Origin of the sequence: Veillonella sp. S13054-11 (assembly GCF_002959795.1) — a bacterium.
Lineage (GTDB): Bacteria > Bacillota > Negativicutes > Veillonellales > Veillonellaceae > Veillonella > Veillonella parvula_E.
In genome coordinates, this window is the sequence record NZ_PPCY01000005.1 from 79,805 (window position 1) to 99,537 (window position 19,733).

A 19,733-nucleotide genomic window follows, 5' to 3' on the forward strand; every position below is an offset into this window, starting at 1 on the left:
AATTTCGCCTATAATAAAAAACCAATAGATATTACAATTTAGATTTCAATTTATCCTTAGTATGAGCGGTCTTACTTTTAAGAGTGCTTACAATTTGTGGGCGATATTTTCTTTCATAAGGATATACAACAACTTTTCCATCTTTATATTCTGCAATATATATGTCCTTAACAGAGTATCCTTGAGCTTGGATTTCTTGTTCAAGCCAATCTCTATCTTTTTCAATTACATCGAGAGTAAACTGATTAATTTGACCATCATCGATAAGGTCAAATCGAATATTATCTTCACCGAATTGAACTACATTAAGCTGTCCATTTTGCTCCAATACGGCACGCTTAACATCCGTAACATATTGAACACCGGCAGCGCGAAGTTTTAATTTAAGTTCAGCCGCTTGTATACCATAACGCATACATTCTTCTGTTAGAATATGACCTTTTTCGATTACTATAACTGGATGACCATCAAGAATTGCTTTAAAAATACGAAGATTCCCTTTTAAAAACTTAAGAGTCATTACGAGGATAGTCCATAAAATAAGAACTAACATAAATTGTAAAATGCCAATTTGATCATTGTAAATAATGGCACCAATAATACCACCAAGTACGTAGTTTTGCAATTGGTCTAAAGCAGAGGTTGGGGCTAAATTGCCCTTACCCATTAAATTGATTTGTAGAATAATCGCCAAAAGACCGATGGCGAGTTTTGCAAAGACCATCCCATAGACGGCCATAGCTTCTGTCATATGTGGTCCTCCTTATGGTAATGTGTCCGCTTTATCATGAATTCGATCTATAGGACTTACCTTATAAACACGTGTAATAGTATAGGTTGAAAATTCTGGATTAAATTGAACCTCATAGTAAACATCACTTACTTTTAAAATCATACCATTACGAATCTTTAAGGAGTTAACCGCCAATTGGTCACTCGGCACAGAACGATCCGAACTAAAAGAATGTAAAAATTGGGCCATTCGAGAAGAATCCTCAGAATAGGTTTTCATCCGATTATACTCTTGGTATTCAAGCCCTAAGAAGAACACTACGATTAAAGACAATATAATCATCAGGTCACGATAGCGACTAGTAAAACCATTTCGCAATACTTGTACGCCCAACACGAGTAAGGCTAATAGAACCGCTACAATTATAATAAATCCCCATGTCTGACCAGCCGTAGCCTGACTTTCAACATAGGCTAATGTGTAAAAATCCATGCCACACTCCTTTCAAATATTATTTTTTATTATACCATATTTGATTCCAATATTTTCGATGTAATCGTCAAGATGGCCCAAAATAATGTAAGAAACGATAAAAAATAGCGACCCCTTACGGGGTCGCTTTTAATAAGCATATAATCTCACAAAAGATTACCTAAGTAATACTCTTATTTTAACCAGCTCATCAAGTTGCGAAGTTCTGCGCCAACTGGTTCAATTGGATGATTAGCAGCTGCTTCACGATGTTCTTTAAGGAATTTTTGACCATTTTTAGAATCTGCTAAGAATTCATCAGCAAATTTACCAGATTGAATATCCGCCAAGATTTGTTCCATAGCTTTTTTAGTATCTGCAGTGATTACGCGAGGACCTGCATGGTAATCGCCGTATTCAGCAGTGTTGGAGATGGAGTGGCGCATTTTTTGGAAGCCACCTTCGTAGATAAGATCTACGATTAATTTCATTTCATGCAAGCATTCGAAGTAGGCGTTAACAGGTTCATAACCAGCTTCAGTTAATACTTCAAAGCCAGTTTTGATCAACTCAGTAACACCACCGCACAATACAGCTTGTTCACCAAAGAGGTCAGTTTCAGTTTCGGATTTGAAGTTAGTTTCCAAAATACCAGAACGGCCACCACCGATACCAGATGCCCATGCTAATGCCACTTCTTCAGTATCGCCAGATGGGTCTTTTTCTACAGCGTACAAACAAGGAACGCCAGAACCTTCTTGGTATGTACGACGAACTAAATGACCAGGACCTTTAGGAGCTACCATGAATACATTGATGTCTTCACGAGGTACGATTTTACCAAAGTGAATGTTAAAGCCATGAGCAAATGCCAAGTACGCACCTTGTTTCAAGTTTGGAGCAATATCTTGTGCATATACGTCTGCTTGCAATTCGTCTGGAATCAATACCATAACGATATCAGCGCCTTTAACGGCTTCTGCAGTTTCTTTTACTGTAAGACCTGCTTCTTCAGCCGCTTTCCAGCTAGAAGAACCACCGCGAAGACCAATTGTTACGTCCATACCATTTTCTTTCAAGTTCAATGCATGAGCATGACCTTGAGAGCCGTAACCTAACACTGTAATTTTTTTGCCTTCCAATTTGCTTAAATTACAATCTGCATCATAATAAACTGTAGTACCTAAAATTTTACCTGCCATATTAGACAACCTCCAAACATATTCAATAGAATATAGATTATATATACTGTACACAATCTAACAAATTTTTGCAAGATGTGGCGTACATTAATTTACTATCAGTAAGCCAAGTTTTAAGCCTCTGATAAAAAAATTTGATAACTACCGAACCATCACCCATGGACGATCATCTTTCCATACAACTTGTACGGAAAGTCCAAAGACATCAGATAAAATATCATCAGTTAGTACCTTATATTTAGGACCTGCATGAATCATCTTACCCTCTCGCAAGATAGCTACATGAGTAATAAATGGTAGTATCTCTTCAATTTGATGTGACACATAGATAATCGGTGTCTGCTGCTCAGCTACCAAAGTGGATACGGTGCGTAAAAACTGCTCCCTCGCTGGTAAGTCCAAACCAGAGCAAGGCTCATCCAAAATCAATAATTCTGGATTTGCCATAATAGACCTCGCTAACAATACCCGGCGCTGTTCGCCAGCAGATAAGGTGCGAAAACGATGACCTTCCAAATAGTCTAGTCCAAATTCAGATAATAATTGCATACCTCGTTGGCGCACCTCAGGTGCTACCTCTTGGTATATACCAATGCTACTAAATGCACCAGAAATAACGATATCTTCAACGACTTGTTTATCTAAGGTTGACTGAAATTGTCCAAGCGCAGAGCTAACAAATCCTAGTCTAGCCTTGATTTTGGGCCACGCATATTTACCAAATTCCTTGCCAAACACACGTAAAGTACCCGTTGTGGGAATTTGATAAGCAGGTATCATGCTGAGTAGCGTTGATTTACCAGCCCCATTAAGCCCTAATAAGGCCCAATGTTCACCGTCCTCTATATGCCAATTTACATTATCTAAAATAGGTCTACCATCACGGCGAAAGCAGACATTTTCATAATGGAGTAATTCACGCCCCACGTTATCAGCTCCTACATTTTTTCTCCGCGACTCATAGCGGTGATACCTGTTTTGGCAATTTCAAGAATACCATAAGTTTCCATAATTTGAATGAAGCCACGTAATTTTTCTACACTGCCAATGACTTCAATGATCATAGATGTAGGAGAAATATCTAACACATTACCACGATATACATCGGCAATCTGTACAATTTGTGATCTTGTAGAAGCAGATGCTTTTACCTTGATAAGCATTAACTCACGGCATACCACATCATGATCTTCAAACACTTTAACCTTAACAACATCGATAAGCTTGTAGATTTGTTTTTGCACTTGATCGAGAATTCGGTCATCGGCCTCTACAGTAATAGTAATACGTGCATAACCTGGCTGATTTGTAATGCCAGATGTCATTTTTGTAACGTTAAAGCCACGACGGTTAAAGAGTGCCAAAATACGTGTACCAATACCCGGTGCATTTTTTGCAATGATTAAGACTTGATGTTCTTTCGCCATTATAGCACCCCTTTCTTACCCATCATACCGCTTATCGTGCCGCCTGCTGGGATCATTGGCAATACATTATCCTCTCGTTCAACGCGACAATCCAAGACAATGCTTTCATCCGATGTAATGTATGATTTAAATTCTTTGTTGAAAGTTTCAACATTATCTAGACGAGCTGCTTTTAGGTCAAATGCATCTGCGAGTTTCACGAAGTTCGGACTCACTTCTAAGTCCACATAGGAGTAGCGTCTATCATTGAAGATTTCTTGCCATTGACGAACCATACCAAGATAGCCGTTGTTAATAATAACAATCTTGATTGGCAAATTATATTGGCGAACCATCATGAGCTCTTCACAAGTCATTTGGAACCCGCCATCACCGACAACAAGGATAACTTGTTTCTTAGGCGCCCCTACTTGAGCCCCAATAGCCGCCGGCAAACCATACCCCATGGTACCCGCACCGCCAGAGGTAACGATAGTATGAGGTTTTTTATGAGTTAAGAATTGAGCCGCCCACATTTGATGTTGGCCTACATCACTTACGATTATGGCATCATCCTTAGCAATTTTATTAAGCTCAGATAACACATATTGTGCATGTAATACACCATTTTTAGACTCAGGGATTACCATAGGGTATTCCGCTTGCCATTCTCGGATTTGCTCAAGCCACGCTTCATGCGTTGTAGGTTCTACAAGAGCATTAAGCTCCGTTAATACCTGTTTCAAATCCCCTACGATAGGCACGTTGATTGTAACATTCTTATCAATTTCAGCTGGGTCGATATCGATATGAATAATTTTAGCTTTTTTACAGAAGAAATCTGGATGGCCTGTGATGCGGTCATGGAAACGAATCCCTGCAGCAATCACGAGATCTGCCTCATCTGTACTATTATTAGCTGCAACAGAACCGTGCATACCAACCATACCAAGAGCCAACTCGTGATCTCCTGGGAAGCCACCAAGACCAACTAATGTATTCGTCACCGGGATTTGAGCCTTTTCAGCTAATTCTTTAAGCTCATCCATAGCACCAGACTTTAATACACCTGCCCCAGCAATGATAAGTGGGCGCTTTGCATTTTTGATGAGAGTAGCTGCTTTTTTGATTTGACCTTGATGACCTTTATAGGTTGGATCATAGCCTTCAAGATGAATAGGTACTTCGTACAATTTGTTGTATTCCGCCATGGATATTTTTTCTGTTTGAATATCCTTCGGAATATCGATAAGTACAGGGCCTGGGCGACCTGTACCAGCAATAAAATACGCCTCTTTAATGATGCGAGGCAAATCATGAATATCTTGAACAAGATAGTTATGCTTGGTTATAGGCATCGTAATACCTTGGATATCCGCCTCTTGAAAGGAGTCCTTACCGATAAAGGGCCGTCCAACCTGACCAGTAATGGCCACCATAGGTACGGAATCCATGTACGCAGTCATAATACCTGTCACAAGATTCGTTGCGCCAGGACCAGACGTAGCAAGACATACACCTACGCGACCAGATACGCGAGCATAGCCATCTGCCGCATGTGCAGCACCTTGTTCATGACGGACGAAGTAATGTTTAATTTCAGGGAAGCTATATATTTCATCATAAATTGGAATTACCGCACCACCTGGATAACCGAACATATCGGTTACACCAAGGCGATGCAAAGTTTCAAGGACAATGCGTGCCCCATTGATTGTTTCTGCGCTCATAGGAACCCTTTCACCCAGCTATTCAGATAAAATCTCGCTGGAATTTAATCGTTTAATAATGTAACCATTATGTTTGAAAGTATCAATAATGTGTTGGATATGCTCTTCACCATTTGTTTCTACCGTTACTTGCAATTCCACTTCATGGAAACGGTCAAGGTTTTTGAACTGATTATGGTCAAGTTTAATAACATTTGCATCTGCATCGGCTAACATTTTAGATACAGCCACTAACTGGCCTGGTTTATCAGGAAGATTAACGGAGAAGGTAAAGATACGACCACGCAATACGAGACCTTTATTAATCATGGACGATATAGTAAGTACGTCGATATTACCACCGCTGACGATAGCTACCACCTTTTTATCGCGGCACTCTAATTTCTTAAGACCAGCGAGTGGTAAAATACCGGAATTTTCGGCTACTAACTTATGTTTTTCAACAAGCAATAAAAATGCTTCCATCAATTCATAATCAGAAACGGTAATAATTTCATCTACATATTGTTTGATATATTCTAATGTAGTTTCCCCAATTTGGCGTACTGCCGTACCATCTGCAATCGTCGCCACTTCATCGAGAGGTACAGGATGATCAGCCTTTAAGGCAGCTAGGGCACTCGCTGCACCTTCTGGTTCTACACCGATAATCTTAACGCGCGGATTTTTTAATTTCGCAGCAGCAGCAATACCAGATACGATACCACCGCCCCCAACAGGAACGAGCAAAATATCCGCATCAGGTAATTCATCAAGAACCTCAAGGGCAATAGTACCTTGCCCTTCGATGACATCTTCATCATTAAACGGATGAACGAACACATAGCCATGCTCTTTCTGCAACTCCATCGCCTTTTGATAGGCTTCGTCATAAATCTCGCCAAATAGTACAACATCTGCACCGTATTGTTTTGTAGCATTCACCTTGATAAGAGGGGTATGTTTCGGCATGACAATAGTCGCTTTAATGCCAAGGCGTTTCGCAGCAAGGGCCACGCCTTGTGCATGATTACCGGCAGACGCAGCGATAACACCGCGCGCCTTTTCTTCTTCTGTCAGCTTTGCAATTTTATTATAAGCTCCACGAACCTTAAAAGAGCCTGTTATTTGCAAGTTTTCTGGCTTGATATATACATTATTGCCACACTCGTCGGAGAACACATCGCTGTGAAGCAATTTCGTTTTCACTGTGATTGTGCTTAATCGCTCTCGAGCCTCCATAAAATCATATAATTTGTGCATGTACACTATCTCCTCTAGTTAGTATTAAATGAAAGTCTAGTATTAGTCTTCAAATACTTCGATAGCACCTTGTGCAGCAGAGGATACGTGAAGAGCGTATTTTTTAAGATATCCAGTTACATTGGATTTGAACGGTTTCAATGCAGCTTTACGACGAGCGATTTCATCATCAGATACAGCTAGTTCCAATTTACCGTTTGGAATATCGATGTTGATAATATCACCATTTTCAACGATAGCAATGGTGCCGCCTGCAGCTGCTTCTGGAGATACATGTCCGATGGACGCACCACGAGTAGCACCGGAGAAGCGTCCATCTGTCAACAATGCTACATCTTTATCGAGACCCATACCGGCAATCATAGATGTTGGAGTCAACATTTCACGCATACCAGGACCGCCTTTAGGGCCTTCGTAACGGATAACTACAACATCACCTTTCACGATTTTACCGCCTGTAATAGCTTCAACCGCTTCTTCTTCACTGTTGAATACCTTTGCTGGACCAGAGTGAACAAGCATATCTGCATCTACGGCACCGGCTTTTACAACGGAACCATCTACAGCAAGGTTACCTTTAAGAACCGCGATACCACCAGTTTCATGTACTGGATTATCCCATGGGTGAATAACATCTTCATCCACAACATGAGCTGCCGCTGCAATTTCACCTTGTGTTTTAAGAGCAACAGTTTTGCAATCTGTATGAAGGCGACCATTTTCTGCTAAACGTTTCAACACGGCAGATACACCACCTGCAGCGTACAAGTCTTCAATGAAGTATACGCCAGATGGAGATAATTTAGATAATTGAGGTGTATTTTGAGCGATGCGATCAAAATCGTCTAAGGATAATGGTACACCTGCTTCGTGAGCAATAGCCGGTAAATGAAGCGCCGTATTAGAGGAACCGCCCAAAGCCATATCAAGAGCTACCGCATTTTCAAAGGCTTCACGAGTCATAATATCTTTAGGGCGAAGGTTTGCTTTTAATATCTCTACCGCTTGCATACCAGCTAACTTAGCTAAACGCAAACGTTCAGAATATACCGCTGGGATTGTACCATTGCCAGGAAGGCCCATACCGAGAGCTTCTGTTAAGCAGTTCATTGTATTTGCCGTATACATACCAGAGCAAGAACCACATGTAGGACATGCCGTATTTTCGATATCAGCTAACTCAGCATCATCCATTTCACCAGTTTGATGTTTGCCTACGGCTTCGAATACGTCGGACAAACCAATTTTTTTACCTTTATGTACACCAGCGAGCATGGCCCCACCAGATACGAATACAGATGGGATATTAAGGCGAGCAGCTGCAATCAACATGCCTGGCACTACCTTATCGCAATTTGGAATGAATACCATCGCATCGAATGGTGTAGCCATAGCAGTAGCTTCGATAGAATCTGCAATGATATTACGTGTAACTAAGGAGTATTTCATGCCGATATGGTTCATTGCCAAACCATCGCAAATACCGATAGTATTGAACTCGATTGGCACACCACCTGCGTTGCGGATGCCGTCTTTTACGGCTTGTACAATATTTTTCAGGCCTACGTGACCAGGGATGATTTCATTGAAAGAGTTGGCAATACCGATGACTGGTCTCCCCATTTCTTCATCAACGAAACCCAGAGCTTTTAGTAAAGATCTGTGTGGTGCACGTGCTACGCCTGTTTTCAAATTGTCACTTCTACAACTCATGTTAATCTCCTCACTTTTGAAAGCATCCACTTGGACAGCTTTCACGACGCATAAAAAAAGACGATTCCAATGAATCGTCTTAAAAGTTTACAAATGATATTCCTTTTGTTTACAGAATTCCTATATACATAAATAATCCTATGTACCCCTTGGAAAATATACACATAAGAAACAAACCATATAGTCAAATCTTATTGATTGTATATTAAACCATTCGCGGAACTTCTAAGACAAAAACGTGTTAAGTTGTTGTTCATAATTCGAATGTCATTAATAATCACGACTAGCGCAATAATCAATAAGCTAATGACTAAACCTAACATGTTTCCTCCTAAAATATTCTGTAATAATAATCACGGAATAATAATAACACGTTATATTATCCCGCGCAAGATAATTCACAATAAATTCTATAGATTCATCATAGTTTTTTTATGAAGTTCACCATATCCAAAAACTATAGCAAACCTAGTAAGGTATAAAAAATATAGATATAACAAGAAAAATCCCTCACCGTAGTGAGGGATTGAATATATTATAAAATACCAAAGAGCCACATGCCAAAAGTGCCGCCCCAGAAATGAATGAGGAAACTTACCACAGAAATGGCAAGGCCTACGCGCCACCACGTACCTTGTGGCACATAACCAGCACCGAAGAAGATCGGTGTTACACCTGAACTATAGTGAGTCAATGTACAACCAGGGCTGTTCATCAAACCAAAGAGCAATATCGTAAACGGAATAGGAGCCCCCATCGCCACTAAAATAGCTGCAAAGGCGGAGAATAAAGCTGTAATACGCGCCGTACCACTGGCAAAGAAGTACTGAGAGTACACAAAGGTAGCGGAAATGATAAAGGATGCCCAGAACCAGTCAAAGCCAGCTAAATGTTGACTTACAAAATCTGCAAAGACAGCTACTACACCGAGTTTACCAAGCAGTCCAGCCATGCCCACAAGCGTACCCATCCAGATGAGGATATCCCAGCCGGTGCGTTCACCCAAAATATCCTCCCACGTAAGGGATCCTGTTACAACACACGCTAGAACACCCATCATCGCAACAACTGTAGGATGAAGCTTAGTCCAAATTGCTGTAGCCCAAAGCAAGATGCAAAGTACAAAGATAATAGCAACAGAAATTTCAGCCTTCGTAATAGGTCCAAGAGCCTCTAGTTCTTTTTGAGCCATTGCAGCAGCCTCTGGTGTTTCCTTGATTTCTGGTGGATAGATTTTATAGATGAACCAAGGCATCAAAATCATACAAATCACACCAGGAATGACACCTGCTTGGAACCATTCCCACCAAGATATATCATAGCCAAACAGTTTAGCACCTAAAGACGTAATAAGCAAATTACCGCTACATGCGGTCAAGAAGATTGTCACAGTAATAGTGTTAATAGTATGTGCTGTCGTCATCAAGTACGCCCCAATGCGGCGGGCCGTATTAGCATAAGGTTCAGAACCAAAAGCTAAGGAAATATTTTGTACGATGGGGAATACAATACCACCTCCACGCGCCGTATTAGATGGTGTAGCTGGAGAAATAATCAAGTCCGTACAAGCCAACGCATAGGCAAGCTTTAATGAGCTTGTGCCAAAAGAACGAATCAAGGTGTACGCAATACGCTTACCAAGACCAGAATTAATAATACCTCGTGAAAAGAATACCGCCGCTACGATAAGCCACACATTCGCCTCTGCATAGCCACCTAGAGCCTGTACCATAGTGATGGAATTAGTGGCTACGGCTACAACAATACCAAAAAGCGCCATAATGCCCGTTGGCCAGGGACGTAAGATAAAGCCCACAATAGTAGCCGTAAAGATAGCTAATAAATGCCAACCTTCAGGCTTGATTGCCTCTGTATGAGGTAAAAACCAAATAACGAGGCCCACTAAAACGGTAAGGGCCGCTCGTGTAAAAGTATTCATAGAACCTCCATCAGGCTTAACAACTTTCCAAGAATTCTTTGATCTTAGGATTTGCTCGTAACATTTCCATCTCTTCAGGGGATAATAACTTTACCTTATCTCGATCTTGATTTACCAAGCAAAGAAAACCAATATAATCACCCTTATTAGCACGGAACTGATGAATTGTTTTGCCTGGAATTTCGATAAAATCACCAGCTTCTACATCGTGGATTTCATCGCCCAATAAGACTTGCCCCTTGCCGCGAAATATCATAACCATATGCGTATGATCGTGATACTCCAAGGTAGAATATCCCCCTGGCAAACATTCAAAATAGCGGAATTGACACGGAATATCATAAGCACCATCATATAATACTTGACGTGTTACATCTTTAAAAGGACTACCATCTTGTTTATATACCAAGGTTTCAATACCATCCCACTTAAAATTTTTAGCATCAAACTTACGTATCATCGTATTACCTCTTTAAACAAAAAAGGGCTGCATCGAAACAAGGTTTCAATACAGCTCCATCGGTTCGATTATTTGAAGAGACGTTTCAAAGTGCCTAGTAATCCATGACTATGTTTTTGTACACCGTCTGCAACGCCTGTCACTTCAAAGCCAGTTCGTTCAATGGCTTTTGTAATAACTTCTACAGATGCTTTTGTTGGATCAAAAGAAACGGTAGCTGTCTTTTCTGGCAAATCTACTTCTGCACTTAATACGCCAGGCAAACCTAGAGATGCACCTTCAACTGTTTCTTTACAGTTGTTGCACATCATCCCCGGTACAGTAAATACCTTTGTTACAACGCCATTATCTTCGCCACAACCACAATCTTTGCACATAGTGTTACCTCCTATTAATCCTTAGCTTCTTTATGTTTATCGTCGTTCTTAGCCCCTGCTGTCACATCGATAGTAGTCGCTTTCTTAACGGCTTCTTTCGTTTCATCAACAGCCTTTTTAGGCCCCGAAATAGCATCTTTAAACTCATTGATGCCTTTACCAATAGCTTTACCGACTTCAGGCAATTTACCAGGTCCGAAGATAACTAGAGCAATCACTAATATAACTATTAATTCAGGTGTTCCTATAGACCCCATATGTATCTCCTTTATTTTTACTACTACTTATACTCTTTAGTGTACATCATCATAGGCTGCCTTGTCCACATACCAGGTCATAGCTTCTTGTGAAAGCACCGCTCCAGGCAATACACGACCAATGCGTTTTTCCCAAGGTAAATCCTCGTAATCTTCGCGTTGATACAATACCTTTGTCAAAGCAGTTCGCTTACTTTCACCAGTTACGGTAAACCAAACCGCATCAGATTTTGCTAAGAACGAAAAGGTCATAGAAATACGTTCCCACACCTTTCCATCCTCAACAGCTACCACCTCTTGATCTGTGACACGCAATGCATGAGAACCTGCAAATAGACCGGCTGTATGACCATCTTCGCCAAGATCGAGCAATGCCAAATCTAGGCCGCTTTTTTTACAAGCCTTGAGAACATTCTTAACCTCTTTCTCGTATTCCGCTGCCGCTTCTATTACAGTTTTAGAATCTGTATTGATTGACAAGAAATGAGCCGCCCCTTTCGCCTTGCACAACAAATAAGGTTTCACGCGATTGAAGTAATTATCCTCATGAGATTGCGGCAAGAATCGCTCATCAGTCCACACAAAGAATATGCGTTCCCAATTAAGGCGCTCTATATATTCTGGGGAATTAAGCAATTCTAATAAACCATTAATAACAGTCCCTCCCGTGATACCAACTATGCACGTTTCAGTGCGATTGATTTCCTCATTGGTGAAAGCAATAAAATCCTCAGCCAAGGCTTGAACAACATCGCTAGGACTGTCATAACATTTAATTGTATCTTGAGCCATGTAATAATGACCTCCTAAAACTATTATAATAGTTCTATTATATACACTTTTTCGCTGTAATGAAAGCAAAAACCGATGTAACTCAATAGTTGGAGCCACATCGGTTCTAATTATATTTGTATTTACCTATGAATTACAGGAAATTCCATTCCGTATATTCATAAATCAATATTATTGTTGACCAAATTTAGGACGGCGACGCTCTGTGAAAGCACGTACACCTTCTTTGAAGTCCTCTGAAAGACCTAATGCACATTGGTTTTCTACTTCAAACTTCTTGTACTCTTCCCAGCCAGCTAAGAAGCTATTCCACATCATTTCCTTCATAACTCGATAAGATTGTGCAGGTCCTTTTGCCAACTTCTCAACAAGGCGTCTTGTAGCAGTCTCTAAATCTTCTAATTCACAAACCTTATACACAAAGCCAAGTTCCTTACCCTTTTCAGCAGATACGGCTTCACCGGTCATAACAATATGCATAGCACGGTTCATACCAATAGAGCGAGTTAGTAGGAATAAACCGCCTGCATCAGGAGCAAGACCTACATTTACGAAGGCTTGAATAAAGCGTACGTTATTAGCAGCCACAACAAAGTCCGCCGCCAAAGCCATATTAAAGGCAGCACCTGCTGCAGCCCCTTGAAGGCTCATGATAACAGGTTTTGGTAACTTCTTCATAGCCATAGAAATCTCAGCTACCAGCTCAACAATTTCAAATAAAGACTCAGTATCCCCTTCGTTTACAGCGCGCTCCATCTCTGTTAAATCGCCACCCGCAGAGAATACCTTACCCTCTGCATTGATAAGCAATGCACGAACACTTTCATCATTATGAGCCTTATCTAAGACCTCAAGAATCTCCTTGCACATCTCGATATTAAAACCATTGGCTACAGTTGGACGATTAAACGTCAACGTACCAATGCCGTTGTCCACTACGTACTGAATTGTATTATAAATCATATGAGTTCTCCTATATGAAAAGCTATTTTCGAAAAAATTCGATTATATCTCTATTATAGGAGAATTAAATCGCCATGTAAATAATTGAATTAAATATCGATTTACTCCCAATATATTAAATCTAATTATTATTTATACCCGCATTATTTTTCAAGTATTTTCTCAATATCATTTATAAAAATTGATAATAATCCTCCCTTTTCAACCGATTTAACACCTAGATCTTTACGCATTTCATTCATCACATCTTCAATAAGAATTAAAGTATTTTCAGAATTATTTTGAAGTGAGTTTTTACGAAAGGCATTCCACTTTTTTACAACATTTGGAGAACCCCATAGTATCAATTTACTATTAAAGCTACTTATATCTTTAAGCATATCTTCTTCACTATATATACAGTTATTATTTCCTTGTTGAGATACTTTATTAATCAATTCTATAAATTCAGAATATGGTGTTTCTCTTTTTGAGGATAAATATTCTCTTCGTTTATTCTTTGATTCAGAATACTTAGAATAAAAGGAATTTAGTAAAGTTATCCCACCTGTAATCAAAGCAACTAAAACTACTGCATCAAGAGTTGATGTCATCGTATGTAAAAAAGTAATTATAAAGATAATAAATGGGGGAATATATTCTATTAAAAGTAAAACAAATTGATAAAAGCCAAAAATTATCAATAATAACAATAGAGATTTTAAAATTATACTATCATTATTTTTCCTACCAATAAAACTTGCTAAAATGAAAATCCCAATAATACAAGCTACAAAAATCATGATATTCCCCTTTATTAAATTATTTATTGATGAAAGAAATAAATTAAAAACAAATAATTCTGCCAATAAAACTATATACTATTACTTTAAAATATTTCTACCCAAAATGCAAAAACACCTGCAGACATTGTCTGCAGGTGTAATATCCTGTATTCCAAATATTAACGTTTGGAGAATTGGCTTGCTTTGCGGGCTTTTTTAAGACCGTATTTTTTACGTTCTTTCATACGTGGGTCACGAGTCAAGAAGCCAGCTTTTTTCAAAGATTGACGAAGTTCACCATCTACGTCCAATAACGCACGGGAAATACCGTGACGAATTGCACCAGCTTGACCGGAAGGACCGCCACCAGCTACAGTTGCGATAACATCATATTGTTCAACTGTGTTAGTCAAATTCAAAGGTTGTTTTACGATCAATTCCAAAGTTTGGCGACCGAAATAATCATTAAGTTCACGTTTATTAACAGTGATTTTACCTGTTCCCGGTACCAGACGAACTCTAGCAACGGAAGATTTTCTACGACCAGTGCCGTAATATTGTGCTACTGCCATTATATATTCCTCCCTCTAGATTATCGTACGGAAATTTCTAACACTTCTGGTTTTTGAGCTGCATGTGGATGCTCAGGACCAGCGTATACGTTTAATTTGCGGTATTGTTGTGCACCCAATTTATTTTTTGGAAGCATACCACGAACTGCCATTTCAACAACACGTTCAGGTTGTTTTTCAAGCATCATGGACAATTTAGTGAAACGGGAACCACCTGGGTAACCAGAGTGACGGAAGTATTCCTTTTGTTCCAATTTTTTACCAGTTACGCGAATTTTTTCAGCGTTTACAACGATCACATGGTCACCAGTGTCTACGTGTGGTGTGAAAGTTGGTTTATTTTTGCCCCGAAGAACTTTTGCAACTTCGGCAGCAAGGCGTCCTAAAGTTTTACCTTCAGCGTCAACAACATACCATTTCCGTTCGATTGTGTTCGGATTGGCCATATATGTAGTTTTCATGCTGCATATCCTCCTAATAACGTCATAATTCTACCAAAATCAGCTTGTCCTTTGCTTCCGGGGCTAATGGAAACACGACTAAAGCTTACTCAAAATAGTATACAGATTTTATGGGTTTGTGTCAATTAAAATTTAGTGGTTATATGCTGTCATCAAATTAATTTTTTAATATAGAATTACATTGCTGTATTACCTTATTCAATACGGTCTGATCAGTATTAAGAAGAAGTTTAACCCAATTATCACGCCAACTGCCTCCTAATTGAGCTTCTACTTTTATCTGTCCATATGATTTACATATAATATGGACATAATCATCCGAATCATCATAAGCAATACGAATGTCTCCATCTAATGTTATATATATTAATTTGAGTTGACTGATTAATTCTCTAAATTCATTTACAGTATAAACAAATGTACCTCAACCAGAAAAGTCTCCACTTTTGATATATACACTAAAAGCTATATACTCTTCCCAAGGCTCAACATCTGCAAAATATTTTTCTTCTAACTCAACACGTATAAAATCCATTAGTATCTCCTCTAAATAATAAAAATGAATTGTTCCCTTTATTATCTTTCATTAGCAGAAACCTACTTATATTACATATTACTTTATATTGTGCAGGAAATTTATATATTTATATAGAATTATGAATATATAATATCAGAAATTGATAAAAGTTTAGTTTAGATTTTGTAAAACAATACATATTATATCTGTACTTCTATAATCTAGGAGATGATAATATGAATCTAGAAAATAAGAACTCATTTTTCTTAAATAGTGCTCTATTTTTTTCGACAATGGGAAGCACAGCAACAACACTAGGCTTTATAACATATATATTTAATACCACCCACAGTCCCTTTAATACAGGGGCAGTTACGATAGCAACATTATTAGTTGGAATGTTATTAGGCCCATTTTTAGGGATACTGGTAAAAGAAAAAGGCTTAATGTGGTCTATGGTAGTTCCTGAAATAGTTTCGGGTTTTATATTATTAATTTTTGTTTTCATAGATAACCTTTATTTAGTATATATCATAGCTTTTCTTATAGGTTTTAATAATAAAATTTTAGGAATCGCTAGACTTTCTTTTATACCTAATATAACAAATGATCTAGTCAAATTTAATGCACTGCTCCGGTCTATTAATCGTTTTGCATTGATAAGTGGTTCCTTATTATTTAGCGTTATAATTAATTACTCTTTAACGATGGTGTTTGTTATTGATGCAATTACTTATATTATTTCAGCCTACCTACTTTATCGATTAAATAGAAATGTGAGAATACAATCACACTCAACTATCTCCCAAAAAACTATTAGACAAAGCATATATGACCGCATTCAACTTTTAATAAAAGGATATAAATTATTATTCCTAAATAAAAAAATTAATTTTATAGTTTATTTGGGTATATTAGCTAGAATATTTTATATGTGTATTCCAATTCTACTATTAATATTTATTAAAGATATCTTACATTTAACTGATAGTCAGTATGGATATACACAAACAATCTCTAGATTGGCATCATTCATTATTTTTGGACTTCTTGCTAAATATTTTACTATTAACTTAGCAACGAGTTTTAAAAAAGTTTTGTTCCCTCTTTTTATACTATATGGAGGAAGTATTTTTTGCATAGGCTATATAGAAACAATAGAACAACTTTATATTCTATATAGTATATCTGAAATATTATTATTTACAGCCGTTGTTTTAGTTCATGCATATATACAATCTATTTTTTCACAGGAAGAGTTAACATTAGCTAGCGGTTCTGTAAGTACAGGCTTCTCTATTGGATCAATATTATCAATAACTATATTTACAAACTTAGCAAATATATTACCGCTACATGATATATTTTTTATATGTGGACTGGGGATAATTATAAGCACAGTTATTATAATAGGCTATACTCGATTAAACCAAGAAAGATAGATTTTATGATAATTATTTGATTTACCCTTTTATAAATAATACACACATAATATATAAAAAATCCGCAGTGCGTTGCACTGCGGATTCTTGCGCCAAATTATTTGGAGTACAATTCGACGATAAGTGTTTCATTAACTTCGATAGGAAGTTCTTCACGTTGAGGAAGACGAGTGAAAGTAGCTTTGAAGCCTTCCAAGTCTTTTTCAATGTAAGGAAGTTCGAAAGAACGAAGTTCTTGGAAGTTAGTTTTGAACATTTCGTTATCACGAGATGCTTCGCGCAATTCGATTACATCGCCTGGTTTGCAGGAGAAGGAAGGAATGTCTACGCGACGACCGTTTACCAAGATGTGGCCATGGTTTACCATTTGACGAGCTTGACGAATGGAGTTACCGAAACCGATGCGATATACAAGGTTATCAAGGCGTTGTTCCAAAAGGATCAACATGTTTTGACCTGTAACACCTTGCATTTTTTTCGCTTTATCATAATAGCGTACGAACTGGCGTTCTAGCAAGTTGTAGTAAGCTTTAACTTTTTGTTTTTCTAATAATTGTGTGCCATACTCAGACATTTTCTTCTGACGTTGGTCTTTTTTGACGCGATTCAAGGCTTTTGCGTGACCGAATACGTTCACACCAAAGCGACGACAAAGTTTGAATCGAGCCTCTCTTCTCGTTGCCATGTGATTATCACCTCATAAGATTAAAATAAACCTGTACCTACACATAATGGTACCCAAGTATAATATCATTTTCATCTAGTTATGTCAATTATCGATACTTGTGAAAGTCATTGAAATAAGTGCATAATCACAATTTTAAATTACACTTTTTTACGATAATACGACGCACTATATTGATTGTGCATGTTTCATCATATTTTATAGATTTAGATGAAAAATCAATTATAGTATGCTACAATATGAATAAGTAAGGTAATAGGTATCATTGGAGTCTTATGTCTAAGTTGGGGGAATAACATGAAAGAGTTACCTACAATGCAAGAGCTACAAAGTTTTATTACCTATAATAAAACAGGAAGCTTTACATTAGCTGCACAATCTATGAATATTACACAATCAGCTTTCAGCGCTCAAATGAAAAAATTAGAGCGTTTAGTTGGTGTGAAATTAATCTCCCGTTCCACAAGAGGTAGCCGTTTAACACCAGAAGGTGAGTTATTCCTACCAGAAGCAGAACAAGTTCTCGACACATTGGAACGAGCTATCCAATCCATTCGTTTGGCTAGCAAGGTTGAACGCCCAATTCTAAACATTGGCGTATTACGTAGTCTTGGGGATATCCGTCTAAACGGTTACGTTTCCCACTTCTTCCAAAATCATCCTGAATTCTCTGTCAGCATTTACGATATGGAAGAAGAAGAATTGATGCTCGACTTGCGTGAAAACCGCATCGATATTGCATTACTCTATTTACCAAATAATAAGGATATGTCCGCATATGAATCCACCGCTCTTAGAGAAGACGAATTTGTATACTATGCACCAAACTTAGTGAACGGTATGGAAACAGCCAGTTTAAAAGCTATCCAGCAACAACCACTGCTCATGTATCCACCTAAATACTTTATGTATCGCACATTAAAAAACTATGTTGGGAACGGTCAACAAAACCTACATATCCGCGGTAGCCGTCTATCCAATCCATATACAATGATCGACTACTGTCAAAAGAATAAATCTGGTTGCATCGTAGCACGCCAAATTTTAAGTTCTTTAAACATCAATGATGGCTTTGTGCCTTTAGAAAAACCATTCAAACTACAAGTGTGCTTCGCATTTAAGAAGAATAATTCTAAAACAGAAACTATGCATACCTTCATGGATTATGTACAAAGCGAATCACCACCACGTTTATAATAACTAATAGAACCCCGTATACCTTTTGGTGTACGGGGTTTTACTATAAACAACAAATGACCTATCTATACAAAACAATTGCCCTCTCTTGTCCTAAGTTGTAAAATAGAGAATAGATTTCAATTAATACAGTAAGAATACAGTGAGGTTACTATGCTCTTATCTATTCTATTCTTTATATTAGCAGGACTTGCGGAAATCGGTGGCGGCTATCTCGTATGGCTCTATATGCGTGACGACAAAGGACCTATTTACCTAATCGCAGGTGCTTTTATTTTATTCTTATATGGCATCATCCCTACCTTCCAGCCAGAAGCTAGCTTTGGTAAGGTATATGCAGCATACGGCGGCGTATTCATTGCCCTCTCTATTCTATGGGGCTGGCTTGTGGACGGCTTGCGACCAGATATGTACGATATCATCGGCGGCCTTGTATGTCTCGTAGGTGTATATATCATCATGTATGCGCCACGTTAAATATGTAGTTTCCAGATGTGACTATAATAAAATTTATATTTTTAGATATAACAATAACTAACTATATATTTTTGAAAGTACAACCATAGCAACTATATATTTTTTTACATAAAACTATATAAGCATTACAACAAAAGGAGTACAACTATAACAGTTGTACTCCTTTATTTATCTACATGACCATATGTATTTTTTATACCCATATGTACTTTTTACATACTAAAAAACGGTCATCCGAAGATAACCGTTTGCTTTGGTGGACGATGACAGGATCGAACTGCCGACATCCTGCTTGTAAGGCAGGCGCTCTCCCAGCTGAGCTAATCGTCCATG

Annotated in this window: 21 protein-coding genes and 1 tRNA gene; 3 read left to right on the forward strand and 19 right to left on the reverse strand. The window is 38.2% G+C overall.

Going from position 1 to position 19,733, the window contains the following annotated elements; all coding sequences use genetic code 11:
- Positions 1-31 precede the first annotated feature (31 nt).
- From VPHSUH08_RS05710 to rplM, 17 genes are all read right to left on the reverse strand, one after another.
- Complete coding sequence (locus VPHSUH08_RS05710; RefSeq protein WP_105087001.1) at positions 32-751, reverse strand: DUF421 domain-containing protein; 720 nt, start codon at positions 749-751, stop codon at positions 32-34.
- Positions 752-763: 12 nt separating this feature from the next.
- On the reverse strand, positions 764-1,225 hold the full coding sequence (locus tag VPHSUH08_RS05715) for a DUF3290 family protein (RefSeq protein WP_012864742.1): 462 nt from the start codon (positions 1,223-1,225) through the stop codon (positions 764-766).
- A 173-nt stretch (positions 1,226-1,398) separates the two neighbouring features.
- Positions 1,399-2,406, reverse strand: coding sequence for a ketol-acid reductoisomerase (gene ilvC / locus VPHSUH08_RS05720; protein ID WP_004695212.1), 1,008 nt, complete (start codon positions 2,404-2,406; stop codon positions 1,399-1,401).
- 141 nt (positions 2,407-2,547) lie between these two features.
- Entirely contained in the window at positions 2,548-3,333 is a 786-nt protein-coding gene (locus VPHSUH08_RS05725; protein WP_105087002.1) for an ABC transporter ATP-binding protein, read from the reverse strand.
- 11 nt (positions 3,334-3,344) lie between these two features.
- Positions 3,345-3,833 carry an acetolactate synthase small subunit gene (gene ilvN, locus VPHSUH08_RS05730; RefSeq protein WP_004695208.1) on the reverse strand — a complete coding sequence of 163 codons (489 nt, stop codon included), beginning with the start codon at positions 3,831-3,833 and terminating at the stop codon, positions 3,345-3,347.
- Positions 3,833-5,542 (reverse strand): biosynthetic-type acetolactate synthase large subunit, encoded by a 1,710-nt coding sequence (gene ilvB / locus VPHSUH08_RS05735; protein WP_012864743.1) that lies wholly within the window; start codon positions 5,540-5,542, stop codon positions 3,833-3,835. Before ilvB ends, ilvN begins: the two co-directional genes overlap by 1 nt.
- A gap of 18 nt (positions 5,543-5,560) precedes the next feature.
- Entirely contained in the window at positions 5,561-6,784 is a 1,224-nt protein-coding gene (gene ilvA / locus VPHSUH08_RS05740) for a threonine ammonia-lyase (RefSeq protein ID WP_105087003.1), read from the reverse strand.
- A 42-nt stretch (positions 6,785-6,826) separates the two neighbouring features.
- Positions 6,827-8,497 carry a dihydroxy-acid dehydratase gene (gene ilvD / locus VPHSUH08_RS05745; protein WP_105087004.1) on the reverse strand — a complete coding sequence of 557 codons (1,671 nt, stop codon included), beginning with the start codon at positions 8,495-8,497 and terminating at the stop codon, positions 6,827-6,829.
- A 535-nt stretch (positions 8,498-9,032) separates the two neighbouring features.
- Positions 9,033-10,436 carry a DASS family sodium-coupled anion symporter gene (locus VPHSUH08_RS05750; RefSeq protein WP_105087005.1) on the reverse strand — a complete coding sequence of 468 codons (1,404 nt, stop codon included), beginning with the start codon at positions 10,434-10,436 and terminating at the stop codon, positions 9,033-9,035.
- A gap of 16 nt (positions 10,437-10,452) precedes the next feature.
- Positions 10,453-10,896 (reverse strand): cupin domain-containing protein, encoded by a 444-nt coding sequence (locus VPHSUH08_RS05755; protein ID WP_004696849.1) that lies wholly within the window; start codon positions 10,894-10,896, stop codon positions 10,453-10,455.
- Between the two features lie 68 nt (positions 10,897-10,964).
- On the reverse strand, positions 10,965-11,273 hold the full coding sequence (locus VPHSUH08_RS05760) for a heavy-metal-associated domain-containing protein (RefSeq protein WP_105087006.1): 309 nt from the start codon (positions 11,271-11,273) through the stop codon (positions 10,965-10,967).
- A gap of 14 nt (positions 11,274-11,287) precedes the next feature.
- Positions 11,288-11,530 carry a twin-arginine translocase TatA/TatE family subunit gene (locus VPHSUH08_RS05765; RefSeq protein WP_008602548.1) on the reverse strand — a complete coding sequence of 81 codons (243 nt, stop codon included), beginning with the start codon at positions 11,528-11,530 and terminating at the stop codon, positions 11,288-11,290.
- A gap of 36 nt (positions 11,531-11,566) precedes the next feature.
- Entirely contained in the window at positions 11,567-12,322 is a 756-nt protein-coding gene (gene pgl, locus VPHSUH08_RS05770; RefSeq protein ID WP_105087007.1) for a 6-phosphogluconolactonase, read from the reverse strand.
- 171 nt (positions 12,323-12,493) lie between these two features.
- Positions 12,494-13,285 (reverse strand): enoyl-CoA hydratase, encoded by a 792-nt coding sequence (locus VPHSUH08_RS05775; RefSeq protein WP_004695189.1) that lies wholly within the window; start codon positions 13,283-13,285, stop codon positions 12,494-12,496.
- Positions 13,286-13,428: 143 nt separating this feature from the next.
- Positions 13,429-14,067 carry a hypothetical protein gene (locus VPHSUH08_RS05780; protein ID WP_105087008.1) on the reverse strand — a complete coding sequence of 213 codons (639 nt, stop codon included), beginning with the start codon at positions 14,065-14,067 and terminating at the stop codon, positions 13,429-13,431.
- A gap of 161 nt (positions 14,068-14,228) precedes the next feature.
- The gene (gene rpsI / locus VPHSUH08_RS05785) at positions 14,229-14,621 is read right to left on the reverse strand and encodes a 30S ribosomal protein S9 (protein ID WP_004695188.1); all 393 of its coding nucleotides are present in this window, start codon (positions 14,619-14,621) and stop codon (positions 14,229-14,231) included.
- A gap of 20 nt (positions 14,622-14,641) precedes the next feature.
- Positions 14,642-15,082 (reverse strand): 50S ribosomal protein L13, encoded by a 441-nt coding sequence (rplM, locus tag VPHSUH08_RS05790; protein ID WP_004695186.1) that lies wholly within the window; start codon positions 15,080-15,082, stop codon positions 14,642-14,644.
- A gap of 753 nt (positions 15,083-15,835) precedes the next feature.
- Between rplM and VPHSUH08_RS05800 the strand changes: the two genes are divergently transcribed.
- Positions 15,836-17,041: an MFS transporter gene (locus VPHSUH08_RS05800; RefSeq protein ID WP_024061821.1), complete on the forward strand. Its 1,206-nt coding sequence runs from the start codon at positions 15,836-15,838 to the stop codon at positions 17,039-17,041.
- Positions 17,042-17,138: 97 nt separating this feature from the next.
- Here VPHSUH08_RS05800 and rpsD read toward each other — a convergent pair whose 3' ends face one another.
- Positions 17,139-17,726 carry a 30S ribosomal protein S4 gene (gene rpsD, locus VPHSUH08_RS05805; protein ID WP_004695181.1) on the reverse strand — a complete coding sequence of 196 codons (588 nt, stop codon included), beginning with the start codon at positions 17,724-17,726 and terminating at the stop codon, positions 17,139-17,141.
- Positions 17,727-18,023: 297 nt separating this feature from the next.
- Here rpsD and VPHSUH08_RS05810 point away from each other — a divergent pair, with 297 nt between their 5' ends.
- Positions 18,024-18,923 (forward strand): LysR family transcriptional regulator, encoded by a 900-nt coding sequence (locus VPHSUH08_RS05810; protein WP_004695178.1) that lies wholly within the window; start codon positions 18,024-18,026, stop codon positions 18,921-18,923.
- A gap of 153 nt (positions 18,924-19,076) precedes the next feature.
- A complete protein-coding gene (locus VPHSUH08_RS05815; RefSeq protein ID WP_004695177.1) occupies positions 19,077-19,400 on the forward strand; it encodes a YnfA family protein in 324 nt (107 codons plus the stop codon).
- Positions 19,401-19,654: 254 nt separating this feature from the next.
- Here VPHSUH08_RS05815 and VPHSUH08_RS05820 read toward each other — a convergent pair.
- Positions 19,655-19,730: transfer RNA gene (locus VPHSUH08_RS05820), tRNA-Val, on the reverse strand.
- Between the last annotated feature and the right edge of the window lie 3 nt (positions 19,731-19,733).

What these genes read in the sequence shown, in the direction of transcription:
- VPHSUH08_RS05710 (WP_105087001.1), bottom strand. Translation starts at nt 751, where the DNA reads ATGACAGAAGCTATGGCCGTCTATGGGATGGTCTTTGCAAAACTCGCC.
- VPHSUH08_RS05715 (WP_012864742.1), bottom strand. Translation starts at nt 1,225, where the DNA reads ATGGATTTTTACACATTAGCCTATGTTGAAAGTCAGGCTACGGCTGGT.
- ilvC (WP_004695212.1), bottom strand. Translation starts at nt 2,406, where the DNA reads ATGGCAGGTAAAATTTTAGGTACTACAGTTTATTATGATGCAGATTGT.
- ilvN (WP_004695208.1), bottom strand. Translation starts at nt 3,833, where the DNA reads ATGGCGAAAGAACATCAAGTCTTAATCATTGCAAAAAATGCACCGGGT.
- ilvB (WP_012864743.1), bottom strand. Translation starts at nt 5,542, where the DNA reads ATGAGCGCAGAAACAATCAATGGGGCACGCATTGTCCTTGAAACTTTG.
- ilvA (WP_105087003.1), bottom strand. Translation starts at nt 6,784, where the DNA reads ATGCACAAATTATATGATTTTATGGAGGCTCGAGAGCGATTAAGCACA.
- ilvD (WP_105087004.1), bottom strand. Translation starts at nt 8,497, where the DNA reads ATGAGTTGTAGAAGTGACAATTTGAAAACAGGCGTAGCACGTGCACCA.
- VPHSUH08_RS05750 (WP_105087005.1), bottom strand. Translation starts at nt 10,436, where the DNA reads ATGAATACTTTTACACGAGCGGCCCTTACCGTTTTAGTGGGCCTCGTT.
- VPHSUH08_RS05755 (WP_004696849.1), bottom strand. Translation starts at nt 10,896, where the DNA reads ATGATACGTAAGTTTGATGCTAAAAATTTTAAGTGGGATGGTATTGAA.
- VPHSUH08_RS05760 (WP_105087006.1), bottom strand. Translation starts at nt 11,273, where the DNA reads ATGTGCAAAGATTGTGGTTGTGGCGAAGATAATGGCGTTGTAACAAAG.
- VPHSUH08_RS05765 (WP_008602548.1), bottom strand. Translation starts at nt 11,530, where the DNA reads ATGGGGTCTATAGGAACACCTGAATTAATAGTTATATTAGTGATTGCT.
- pgl (WP_105087007.1), bottom strand. Translation starts at nt 12,322, where the DNA reads ATGGCTCAAGATACAATTAAATGTTATGACAGTCCTAGCGATGTTGTT.
- VPHSUH08_RS05775 (WP_004695189.1), bottom strand. Translation starts at nt 13,285, where the DNA reads ATGATTTATAATACAATTCAGTACGTAGTGGACAACGGCATTGGTACG.
- VPHSUH08_RS05780 (WP_105087008.1), bottom strand. Translation starts at nt 14,067, where the DNA reads ATGATTTTTGTAGCTTGTATTATTGGGATTTTCATTTTAGCAAGTTTT.
- rpsI (WP_004695188.1), bottom strand. Translation starts at nt 14,621, where the DNA reads ATGGCAGTAGCACAATATTACGGCACTGGTCGTAGAAAATCTTCCGTT.
- rplM (WP_004695186.1), bottom strand. Translation starts at nt 15,082, where the DNA reads ATGAAAACTACATATATGGCCAATCCGAACACAATCGAACGGAAATGG.
- VPHSUH08_RS05800 (WP_024061821.1), top strand. Translation starts at nt 15,836, where the DNA reads ATGAATCTAGAAAATAAGAACTCATTTTTCTTAAATAGTGCTCTATTT.
- rpsD (WP_004695181.1), bottom strand. Translation starts at nt 17,726, where the DNA reads ATGGCAACGAGAAGAGAGGCTCGATTCAAACTTTGTCGTCGCTTTGGT.
- VPHSUH08_RS05810 (WP_004695178.1), top strand. Translation starts at nt 18,024, where the DNA reads ATGAAAGAGTTACCTACAATGCAAGAGCTACAAAGTTTTATTACCTAT.
- VPHSUH08_RS05815 (WP_004695177.1), top strand. Translation starts at nt 19,077, where the DNA reads ATGCTCTTATCTATTCTATTCTTTATATTAGCAGGACTTGCGGAAATC.